The sequence below is a fragment of the Falsiroseomonas oryziterrae genome (assembly GCF_021864505.1).
In the GTDB taxonomy this organism is placed as follows: Bacteria; Pseudomonadota; Alphaproteobacteria; order Acetobacterales; family Acetobacteraceae; genus Falsiroseomonas; species Falsiroseomonas oryziterrae.
The window spans coordinates 1-10,170 of sequence record NZ_JAKJIB010000128.1 but is presented as its reverse complement, the minus strand read 5'-3'; the positions used below and the strand labels follow the sequence as shown (position 1 = coordinate 10,170).

The following is a 10,170-nucleotide window of genomic DNA, read 5'->3' as shown; positions in this document are numbered from 1 at the left end:
CAGATCGGCAGGCCCTCGAGCAGCGTGGCGAGCGCGGCCTCCTCGCCGGGCGGGCTGACGGGCTGGATGGCGTCGACGCCGCCCTCGCGGAGCAGCGCCTCAGCCGCGTGGCGCAGCACCGGGCGGCCGAGCAGGGGCAGGTACTGCTTGGCGGTCCCGGCGCCGAAGCGCGCGCCGCGCCCGGCGGCGACCAGCAGGGCGATGGTGGTCATGCCGCGATGCTAGACGCCCGGCCCGTTCGCCGCGAGGGAGGGTGGTGGTGCCGTGAAATGCGGCATATGCCGCCGGAAGAGATGGACGATCGGGTCGGATCGGGATAGATCGCACAAATCATGAGCAATATTCCGCCTCCGGCGCTCAGCCCGCTCGACCTCGGCGGCGCCCGCATCGAGACGCCGGTCATCCTGGCCCCCATGTCGGGCGTCACCGATCTGCCGTTCCGGCGACTCGCGCGCGGCCTCGGCACGGGCCTCGTCGTCTCCGAGATGATCGCCTCCAACGCGATGGTCCGGGAGAACCGGAACACCTTGAAGATGGCGGAGGTCGACGGCTTCGGCGCGCCGTCCTCCGTCCAGCTCGCCGGCTGCGATCCGGCGGTGATGGGCGAGGCGGCGCGGCTCGTCGTGGACCGCGGTGCGGCGATCGTCGACATCAACTTCGGCTGCCCGGTGAAGAAGGTGGCGCTCGGCCAGCAGGCGGGCAGCGCGCTGATGCGCGACGAGATCGCCGCGGCGCGCATCCTGGAAGGCACCGTGAAGGCGGTGTCCGTCCCGGTGACGCTCAAGATGCGCATGGGCTGGGACCACAAGAGCCTCAATGCGCCGCGGCTGGCGAAGATCGCCGAGGAGTGCGGCATCCGCATGGTCACGGTCCACGGCCGCACGCGGCAGATGTTCTACACCGGCACCGCCGACTGGGATTTCGTGCGCCAGGTGAAGGAGGCCGTGCGGATCCCGGTCATCGTCAACGGCGACATCCTGGGGCCGGAGGATGCCGCGGAGGCGCTGCGCCGTTCGGGCGCCGACGGCGTGATGATCGGCCGCGGCTGCTACGGCCGCCCCTGGCTGCCGCGCGTCGTGGCCGAGTATCTCCGCACCGGCGTGCTGGGCCCGGAGCCGGACCTTGCCGACCAGCTCGCGACGCTGCTCGCCCATTACGACGCGATGCTGCAGCATCACGGGCGGGATCCCGGGCTGCGGCTCGCGCGCAAGCATGTCGCCTGGTACTCGAAGGGGCTTCCCGGCTCCGCCGAGTTCCGCGCCGAGGTGAACCGGCTCGACGACGCGGATGCGGTCGTCGCGCTGATCCGTCGCTTCTACGAGCCGCTGGTCGAGCGTGGCGTGGCGCGGGAGCGGCCGGTGCGCGACGCGGCCAATGACGATGCGCTGATGGCCGCGTGATGGGCAGCGCGCTGCGAAACCCGCTGTCCCGCACGTCGGTGGCCGCGCATCCGCCGGCCGCGGTGCTGCCGCCGAGCGAGGCCGCCGTGCTCGGCGCGCTGCCGGTGGCGGCCGTCGTGCTCGACGGCGAGGACCGGTTCCGCTTCGCCAATCCGGCCGCCGAGCTGTTCTTCCAGCTCTCCGCCGCCTCCCTCACCGGCCTTTCGCTGGGCGACCTGCTGCCTGGCGACAACCGGCTCTTCGGCCTGATCGCCCAGGTGCGGCGCCACGATGCGCCGGTCTATGACCACGACCTCGCGCTGGAGAGCCCAAGGCTCCGCCGCTTCGGCGTTGCGGTGCAGGGCGCGCCGCTGCCCGAGCTGCCGGGCGGCGTGGTGCTGACGCTGCAGGACGCCTCGACGGCGCAGATGCTCGACCGGCAGCTGAACTTCCGGGGTGCCGCCCGCGGCGCCTCCGCGATGGCGGCGATGCTCGCGCACGAGGTGAAGAACCCGCTGTCGGGCATCCGCGGCGCGGCGCAGCTGCTGGAACACGGGGCGAGCGAGGCCGACCGCGAGCTTTGCCTGCTGATCCAGGACGAGGCCGACCGGATCAAGAACCTCGTCGAGCGGATGGACATGTTCTCCGAGCGGCCGGTCGACATGGCCGGCGTGAACATCCACGAGGTGCTGGACCACGTCCGGCGCATCGCGCTCTCGGGCTTCGCCGCGCATATCAGGATCGTGCAGGACTACGATCCTTCGCTGCCGCCGGTCTGGGGCAACCGCGACCAGCTGGTGCAGATCCTGCTCAACCTGGTGAAGAACGCCGCCGAGGCGGTGGATGCGCGCGAGGGCGAGATCCAGCTCGTCACCGCCTATCACCACGGCGTGCGCATCGCGGTGCCGGGCAGCATGGAGCGCGTGCACCTGCCGCTCACCGTCATGGTGCGCGACAACGGGCCGGGGATCCCGGACGAGGTGCGCGCGACGCTGTTCGAGCCCTTCGTGACGACGAAGCGCGGCGGGCAGGGTCTCGGCCTCGCCCTCGTCGCCAAGCTCGTCGCCGACCAGGGCGGGCTGATCGAATGCGACAGCCGGCCCGGCCGCACGACCTTCCGCCTCAACCTGCAGAGTCCGCCCCGCCGCGCCGATCAGGGAGCCACCGCATGAGCGACCTCGCCTCGCCGCCCGCCGCCGCCCAGGGCGGTGCCGTCACGCGCACCATCCTGGTCGCCGACGACGACCGCGCGATCCGGACGGTGCTGAGCCAGGCGCTCGGTCGGTCGGGCTACCACGTCCGCGCGACCTCCTCGGCCGCCACGCTCTGGCGCTGGGTGGAAGACGGGGAAGGGGACCTCGTCATCACCGACGTGGTGATGCCGGACGAGAACGGGCTCGATCTCGTGCCGCGGATCCGCCGGGTGCGGCCCGACCTGCGCGTCGTGGTGATGAGCGCGCAATCCACCTTCTCGACCGCGCTGAAGGCGACGCAGCGCGGGGCCTTCGACTACCTGCCGAAGCCTTTCGACCTCAAGGAGCTGCTCGCTGTCGTCGGCCGGGCGCTCGCGGCGCCGACCACGGCCGCGGCCGCCGAGGGCGAGGAGCAGGAGGAGCGCCTGCCGCTCGTCGGCCGGTCGGCCGCGATGCAGGAGATCTACCGCACCGTCGCGCGCCTCACGACCACCGACCTCACCGTGATGATCACCGGCGAGTCGGGCACCGGCAAGGAACTGGTCGCGCGCGCGCTGCACGACTACGGCAAGCGCCGCAGCGGCCCCTTCGTCGCCATCAACATGGCGGCGATCCCGCGCGAGCTGATCGAGAGCGAGCTCTTCGGCCATGAGCGCGGCGCCTTCACCGGCGCGCTGAACCGTGGCGTCGGGCGCTTCGAGCAGGCGGCCGGCGGCACGCTCTTCCTCGACGAGATCGGCGACATGCCGCCCGAGGCGCAGACCCGCCTGCTGCGCGTGCTGCAGGAAGGCGAGTTCACCACCGTGGGCGGCCGACAGCCCATCAAGGCCAATGTCCGCATCGTCGCGGCGACGCATCGCGACCTGCGCCAGGCGATCCGCGCCGGGCAGTTCCGCGAGGACCTGTTCTACCGGCTGAACGTCGTGCCGATCCGCCTGCCGCCGCTGCGCGAGCGGGTGGAGGACATCCCGCTGCTCGCGCGCCACTTCCTCGAGCGCGCGCGCAACGCGGGCCTGCCGGCGAAGCAGCTGGATGCGGCGGCGCTGGAGCGGCTGAAGGCGCATCCCTGGCCCGGGAATGCACGCGAGCTCGAGAACCTCATGCGGCGCCTGGCGGCGCTCTACCCGCAGGAGATCATCGGCGCCGATGCGGTGGCGAACGAGCTGGCCGAGGCGGCACCCCCCGCCGAGGAGGCGCCGCGCGCACCGGAGACGCTCGAGCAATCCGTGGAACGCCACCTCGCCGGGTTCATGTCGGCGCACAAGGACGGCATGCCGATCCGCGACCTCTACGACCGCGTGCTCGCGGAGGTGGAGCGCCCGCTGCTGCGCCTCGCCCTCAGCGCGACGCGGGGCAACCAGATCAAGGCGGCGGCCATGCTCGGGCTCAACCGCAACACGCTCAGGAAGAAGCTGCGCGAGCTCGACCTGCCGGTGGTCCGCGGGCTGCCGTGAGGGGCGGGGCCGGATGGGTGCCGGCCTGCTGTCGCTGCTCCTCGACGTCGGGGCCCTGACTGCTCTGGCGGGTTGGTTCATCCTTGCGCGGCGCACATGGGCGGCCTCGGGTGAAGGCATCTCCTTCGCCCGCTTCCTCTGGTATGTGCTGTGGCCGGAGGGACGCGTGCATTTCGGCTTCCTTGTGGAGCACTGGTCCGGCGGCTTCGACGCCCCGCACATGCGGCGACTGCGCTATGCGCTGATCGCGATCGGCGTCGGCTGGACGGCGCTCACCATCCTCCGGGGCCAGGACGGATGAGCGGTTTCTCGAGCGGCCGTGGGCGAATCGGCGAGTTCCTGATCGGACGGGCGATGACGCTCGGCCTTGCGGTCACCGCCGTGCTGCTGGGGCTGCTCACCTTCGTCCTGCTCGCCGGCGGCTCGCCGCTCGGTCCCACCAGCCCGGGGCAGATCGTCGGCCTGGTGCTGGGGAACGCCACCGTCCTGCTGCTGCTCTTCGCCTCGCTGGCGACGCGCATCGTGCGGGTCTGGGCGGAGCGGCGGCGAGGCAGCGCGGGCTCGCGGCTGCATGTGCGCCTCGTGCTGCTGTTCGGCGTGGTGGCGGTGGTGCCCTCGCTGGTCGTCGGCGCCTTCGCCGCGGTGTTCTTCAACCTCGGCATCCAGGCCTGGTTCAGCGACCGCGTCCGAACCACGCTCGAGGCGTCGCTCGTCGCTTCCCGAGCCTGGCTCGACCAGCACCGGGACGAGATCCGGGTGGACGCGCTGGCCATGGCGGCCGACCTGAACCGTGCGGCGCTGATCTTCCTGCCGCAGAATCCCCAGGCCTTCGAGCGGCTGCTGGCGACGCAGGCGACGATCCGCGGCCTCACCGAAGCCGTTGTCGTCGAGCCGCAGCTCGGCCAGGTCGTCGCGCAGGCCGGGCTCGTCTCCGGCGGGGTAGTCGACCTTCCGAGCCCCTGGGCGCTGGAGCAGCTCCGCCAGGGCGAGATCGCGGTGGTGCCCGACGACAGCGAGGCGCGGGTGCGCGCCATGGCCCTGCTCGACATCCAGCCCGGTCTCGTGATGATCATCGGCCGGCCGCTCGATGCCGGGATCCTGGAACATCTGCGGCGGACCGAGCTGGCCTTCCAGGAATACGACACGCTGGACCGCAACCGCGGCAGCCTGCAGATCACCTTCGCGCTCGTCTTCGCCTGCGCGGCGCTGCTGGTCCTGCTCGCGGCCGTGCTGGTCGGCCTGGTCTTCGCCAACGGCCTCGCGCGCCCAATCAGCCGCCTGATCACCGCGGCCGAGCAGGTGCGGGCCGGCGACCTCTCGACCCGCGTGCAGGAGGGCACGGCGGATGACGAGCTCGCGACCCTGACCCGCGCCTTCAACCGCATGACGAGCCAGCTCTCCGCCCAGCGTGGCGAGCTGATGGAGGCCTATCGCCAGATCGACGAGCGGCGGCGCTTCACCGAGACGGTGCTGGCCGGCGTCTCCGCCGGCGTGGTCGGGCTGGATGCGGAGGGGCGGATCAACCTGCCGAACCGCAGCGCGTCGGAGCTGCTGGGGATCGACCTCGACGCCGGGATCGGGCTGCCGCTGGCGAAGGTCGTGCCGGAATTCGCGCCCCTGATCGCCGAGGCGCGCGCCGCGCCGGAGCGGCCGCGCATGGCGGAAATCCCGTCCGGGCCGGCATCGAGCCGGCGGACCCTGATCGCGCGCATCGGCGCCGAGATGCAGCAGGGCCAGGTGGCCGGCTTCGTGCTGACTTTCGACGACATCACCGAGCTGCAATCGGCGCAGCGCAAGGCGGCCTGGGCCGACGTGGCGCGCCGCATCGCGCACGAGATCAAGAATCCGCTGACGCCGATCCAACTCTCCGCCGAGCGGCTGAAGCGGAAGTACCTGAAGGAGATCGCCACCGACCCCGAGACCTTCCGCTCGCTCACCGACACGATCGTGCGGCAGGTCGGCGACATCGGGCGGATGGTGGACGAGTTCTCGGCCTTCGCGCGCATGCCCCAGCCGGTGATCCGGCCGGAGAATCTGGGCCAGGTGATGCGCGAGGCGCTCGTGCTGCAGCAGGCCGCGCATCCGGAGATACGTTACGAAGTTGTCATCCCCGACCCGGCGCCGGCCGCGCCCGCGGATCGGCGCCTGATCGGCCAGGCGCTGACCAACCTGCTGCAGAACGCCGCCGACGCGGTCGCCGCGCGGCCGCGGGCGGAGGCGGAGTCGGGGCGCATCTCGCTGCGCCTTGAGGCCGTGCCGGAAGGCTGGGCCCTGGTTGTCGAGGATGACGGCGTCGGCCTGCCGGAGGGGGAGGACCGCGCCCGCCTGACCGAGCCCTATGTGACCCACAAGGCGAAAGGCACGGGGCTCGGCCTTGCCATCGTCAAGAAGATCATGGAGGACCATGGCGGGCGGCTGGCGCTCGAGGACCGCGGCGACGAACCGGGGGCGCGGGCCGTGCTGATCCTGCCCGCCGAGGCCCCCGAGGCCCGGCGCGAGGAGGCTGCTCTGGGGCTGGGACGGGTCGGGCATGGCGCATGACATTCTGATCGTTGACGACGAGCCCGATATCCGCGCGCTCATCGAGGGCATCCTGGCGGATGAGGGCTACCAGACGCGGCAGGCAGCGAATTCCGACCAGGCGATGGCGGCGTTCCGGGCCCGTCGTCCGTCGCTCGTCATCCTCGACATCTGGCTGCAGAACTCGAAGCTCGACGGCCTCGGCATCCTGGGCGTGATGCACCAGGAGGAGCCGCGCGTGCCCTGCGTGATGATTTCCGGCCACGGCACGATCGAGACCGCGGTGCAGGCGATCCAGCAGGGCGCCTACGACTTCATAGAGAAGCCCTTCAAGTCCGATCGGCTGCTGCTGATCGTGAGCCGCGCGCTCGAGGCGGCGCGGCTGAAGCGGGAAGTCAGCGAGCTGAAGCTGCGCGCGGGCGCGGAGACCGAACTGGTCGGCGTCTCCTCCTCCATCGCCCAGCTCCGCCAGGCGGTCGAGCGCGTGGCGCCGACGGGCTCGCGCGTGCTGATCAGCGGGCCGGCGGGAGCGGGCAAGGAGGTCGCGGCGCGCATGCTGCACGCGCGCTCGCGCCGCAGCGACGGGCCCTTCGTCGCGCTGAACTGCGCGACGCTCGCGCCCGGGCGCTTCGAGGAGGAGCTGTTCGGCGTCGAAGCCGGCAGCGACGCCAATGCTCAGCCCCGGCGCGCGGGCGTGCTGGAGCGCGCGCATGGCGGGACGCTGTTGCTCGACGAGGTCGGCGACATGCCGCTCGAGACCCAGGGCAAGATCGTGCGAGCGCTGCAGGAACAGGGCTTCACGCGCCTCGGCGGCGCGCAGCGCGTGCAGGTGGATGTCCGTGTCCTGGCCACGACGAGCAAGGACCTGCAGGCCGAGATCGGCGCCGGCCGCTTCCGCGAGGATCTCTACTACCGGCTCGCCGTGGTGCCGCTGAAGATCCCGTCGCTGCGGGAGCGGCGCGAGGACATCCCGGCGCTGGCGCGCCACTTCATGGCGAAGTCGGTCGAGACCTCCGGCATGCCGCCGCGCGAACTGTCCGAGGACGCGCTGGCCGCGATGCAGGCCTATGACTGGCCGGGCAATGTGCGGGAGCTGCGCAACCTGATCGACTGGCTGCTGATCATGGCGCCGGGGGAGGCGCGCGAGCCGATCCGTCCCGACCACCTGCCGCCGCAGGTCGGCGCCGCGGCGCCCGCGGTGCTGAAGCTCGACCGGTCGAGCGAGATCATGACGCTGCCGCTGCGCGAGGCGCGCGAGCTGTTCGAGCGCCAGTACCTGGAAGCGCAGCTGCTGCGCTTCGGCGGCAACATCAGCCGCACCGCGGCCTTCGTCGGCATGGAGCGCAGCGCGCTGCACCGCAAGCTGAAGTTCCTCGGCGTCAACGCCGAGGACCGCGCGCCGGCGGCGAGCAACTGAGCGATGGCGCGCATTGCCGAGCAGAAGGGAAGGGCGGCCGGCGAGGCCGGCCGAGCGCCCGAAGGGCGCCGCGCATCAACCAACCGCCGAAACCGGCACGACCGCGGCCTGCGCGAAAGCCGTCGTGCCGAAGGCACGCCTGCGGCGCGCAGCCGCGGAGCGGCCGCCCGGCGCCTGAGGGGCTGACCAATGTCCAAGATCGCTTACGTCAACGGGCGCTATGTCCGGCAGCCCGAGGCGGCGGTGAACATCGAGGACCGCGGCTACCAGTTCGGCGACGGCATCTACGAGGTCGTGCATCTCTATGGCGGGCGCTACGTGGACGAGGACCTGCACCTCGCCCGCCTCGAGCGCAGCCTGAAGGAGATCAGGCTGCCGATGCCGATGTCGCGCGCGGCGCTGCGGCTGGTGCTGCGCGAGGTCGCGCGGCGCAACCGCGTGACGGAGGGGCTGCTCTACATGCAGGTCACGCGCGGCGTCGCGCGGCGCGACCACCCGTTCCCCGCGAAGCCGGTGCCGCCCGCGCTGGTCGTGACGGTGAAGCGCATCCCGCCCTATCCGACCGACATCGAGAAGTGGCAGTCGAGCTGCATCACGCTGCCCGACCTCCGCTGGGCGCGGCGCGACATCAAGAGCGTGAACCTGCTGCCCAACGTGCTCGCCCGGCAGGCCGCGCGGGAGAAGGGCTCGATCGAGGCGATCCTCTACGACGAGGCGACCGGCGTGGTGACGGAGGGTGCCGCGACGACCTTCTGGATCGTGGACGAGCGCGGCGCGATCCGCACGCGCTTCCAGGACCATGTGATCCTCCCCGGATGCACCCGCGCCGCGCTGATGACCGAGTTGAAGGCCGCCGGCATCGCCTGGGACGAGACGCCCTTCACGATCGAGGACATGCGCAAGGCGCGGGAGGCCTTCATCACCTCCGCGACCTCCTTCGTGCGCCCGATCACGAAGATCGACGGCGCGCCGGTCGGCGATGGGAAGGTGGGGCCCGTGGTACGGCGCCTCTTCGACCTCTTCGCGCGTCACGTGAAGGGCGACCTGCGGAACGCGGCTTGATCGATGCTCTCGGACGCCGGGCGCGGCCTTCGGCCGCTTGGCTTCGCGCGGGCCTCTGGCGCGCCCGGCCGCGCATTTGGGTCTGTGCGCGGGCCAGCTTCGTGACCTCGGCGCGCGCCGCATGCCGCGATCTCGGAGGCAGCCCTCATGCGTGAGGCTCCGGTCTGCATCCTCTGGGACTGGGACAACACGCTGGTGGATGGCTGGGCGGCCATCCAGCATGGGCTGAACGTCACCTTCCGCGACTTCGGCATGCCGGAATGGGATCGCGACACCGTGCTCGCGCGCGTCCGCGGATCGCTGCGCGACACCTTCCCGTCCATGTTCGGCGCCGAATGGGAACGGGCGCGCGACGTCTTCTATGCGGCGGTCCGCGAGCGGCACCTCGAGGTGCTCGCGCCGATGCCGGGCGCAGCCCTCGCCCTTGCCGCCGCGGCGGCGGTCGGGCCGCAGGCGGTGATCAGCAACAAGCAGGGAGCGCTGCTGCGCGCCGAAGCGGCTCATCTCGGCTGGGCGCCGCGCTTCGCGCGCCTGGTCGGCGCGGGCGACGCCGAATCGGACAAGCCGGATCCGGCACCGTTCCGGCTCGCGCTCGCGGCCTGCGGCGTGCCCGGCGGGTCCCGTGTCTGGTACGTCGGCGACACGGCGATGGACATGCAGGCGGCGCGCGCCGCCGGCTGCACGGCCGTGCTGGTCGGCGATGCCGGACATGACGGGGGCATGGCGAAGGCGCAACCCGATCTGGCCTTCATCGACGCGCATGCCCTCGCCGCGCATCTGGGTGCCCTTGCCAGATCGCCCGGACCTCTGGAAAGCTGACATCGTCGGACCTGCGCGCGACGCACTCGCGGCAGGCCAACAACAAGAAGGACCAACCCTCCGTGGCCGCCGAAAAGTCGCAGAACGTTCAGGACGTCTTCCTGAACCATGTCCGCAAGTCGAAGACCCCCGTCACCATCTTCCTGGTGAACGGCGTGAAGCTGCAGGGCATCATCACCTGGTTCGACAATTTCTCCGTGCTGCTGCGGCGCGACGGGCATACGCAGCTCGTCTACAAGCACGCCATCAGCACGGTGATGCCGGGCGCGCCGATCTCGCTCTTCGACGCGGGCACGGCCGGGCAGGGGGCTGCGGCCGGGGCCGCG

10 protein-coding genes are annotated in these 10,170 nt (G+C 71.7%); 9 read left to right on the top strand and 1 reads right to left on the bottom strand.

The window, feature by feature from the left end; genetic code table 11:
- Positions 1-212, bottom strand: a 212-nt coding sequence (locus L2I40_RS12085) for a 2-C-methyl-D-erythritol 4-phosphate cytidylyltransferase (RefSeq protein ID WP_237215209.1), incomplete at its 3' end; no start/stop codon positions are given.
- A 120-nt stretch (positions 213-332) separates the two neighbouring features.
- Here L2I40_RS12085 and dusB point away from each other — a divergent pair.
- The 9 genes from dusB to hfq form a co-directional block, all read left to right on the top strand.
- The gene (dusB, locus tag L2I40_RS12080; protein ID WP_237215208.1) at positions 333-1,400 is read left to right on the top strand and encodes a tRNA dihydrouridine synthase DusB; all 1,068 of its coding nucleotides are present in this window, start codon (positions 333-335) and stop codon (positions 1,398-1,400) included.
- Positions 1,400-2,551 carry a two-component system sensor histidine kinase NtrB gene (locus tag L2I40_RS12075; protein WP_237215207.1) on the top strand — a complete coding sequence of 384 codons (1,152 nt, stop codon included), beginning with the start codon at positions 1,400-1,402 and terminating at the stop codon, positions 2,549-2,551. Before dusB ends, L2I40_RS12075 begins: the two co-directional genes overlap by 1 nt.
- Positions 2,548-4,026 (top strand): nitrogen regulation protein NR(I), encoded by a 1,479-nt coding sequence (gene ntrC, locus L2I40_RS12070; protein WP_237215206.1) that lies wholly within the window; start codon positions 2,548-2,550, stop codon positions 4,024-4,026. Before L2I40_RS12075 ends, ntrC begins: the two co-directional genes overlap by 4 nt.
- Before the next feature lie 13 nt (positions 4,027-4,039).
- Positions 4,040-4,327 carry a hypothetical protein gene (locus L2I40_RS12065; RefSeq protein WP_237215205.1) on the top strand — a complete coding sequence of 96 codons (288 nt, stop codon included), beginning with the start codon at positions 4,040-4,042 and terminating at the stop codon, positions 4,325-4,327.
- Positions 4,324-6,567, top strand: coding sequence for a sensor histidine kinase NtrY-like (locus tag L2I40_RS12060; protein ID WP_237215204.1), 2,244 nt, complete (start codon positions 4,324-4,326; stop codon positions 6,565-6,567). The genes L2I40_RS12065 and L2I40_RS12060 overlap by 4 nt, the downstream gene beginning before the upstream one ends.
- Entirely contained in the window at positions 6,557-7,963 is a 1,407-nt protein-coding gene (gene ntrX, locus L2I40_RS12055) for a nitrogen assimilation response regulator NtrX (RefSeq protein ID WP_237215202.1), read from the top strand. The genes L2I40_RS12060 and ntrX overlap by 11 nt, the downstream gene beginning before the upstream one ends.
- Positions 7,964-8,152: 189 nt before the next feature.
- Complete coding sequence (locus L2I40_RS12050; protein ID WP_237215201.1) at positions 8,153-9,025, top strand: D-amino-acid transaminase; 873 nt, start codon at positions 8,153-8,155, stop codon at positions 9,023-9,025.
- A 147-nt stretch (positions 9,026-9,172) separates the two neighbouring features.
- Entirely contained in the window at positions 9,173-9,844 is a 672-nt protein-coding gene (locus L2I40_RS12045; protein ID WP_237215200.1) for an HAD family hydrolase, read from the top strand.
- 62 nt (positions 9,845-9,906) lie between these two features.
- A partial coding sequence (hfq, locus tag L2I40_RS12040; protein WP_237215199.1) for an RNA chaperone Hfq occupies positions 9,907-10,170 on the top strand: 264 nt, incomplete at its 3' end.

Coding starts and splice junctions, on each gene's coding strand:
- dusB (WP_237215208.1), top strand. CDS start 333: ATGAGCAATATTCCGCCTCCGGCGCTCAGCCCGCTCGACCTCGGCGGC.
- L2I40_RS12075 (WP_237215207.1), top strand. CDS start 1,400: ATGGGCAGCGCGCTGCGAAACCCGCTGTCCCGCACGTCGGTGGCCGCG.
- ntrC (WP_237215206.1), top strand. CDS start 2,548: ATGAGCGACCTCGCCTCGCCGCCCGCCGCCGCCCAGGGCGGTGCCGTC.
- L2I40_RS12065 (WP_237215205.1), top strand. CDS start 4,040: ATGGGTGCCGGCCTGCTGTCGCTGCTCCTCGACGTCGGGGCCCTGACT.
- L2I40_RS12060 (WP_237215204.1), top strand. CDS start 4,324: ATGAGCGGTTTCTCGAGCGGCCGTGGGCGAATCGGCGAGTTCCTGATC.
- ntrX (WP_237215202.1), top strand. CDS start 6,557: ATGGCGCATGACATTCTGATCGTTGACGACGAGCCCGATATCCGCGCG.
- L2I40_RS12050 (WP_237215201.1), top strand. CDS start 8,153: ATGTCCAAGATCGCTTACGTCAACGGGCGCTATGTCCGGCAGCCCGAG.
- L2I40_RS12045 (WP_237215200.1), top strand. CDS start 9,173: ATGCGTGAGGCTCCGGTCTGCATCCTCTGGGACTGGGACAACACGCTG.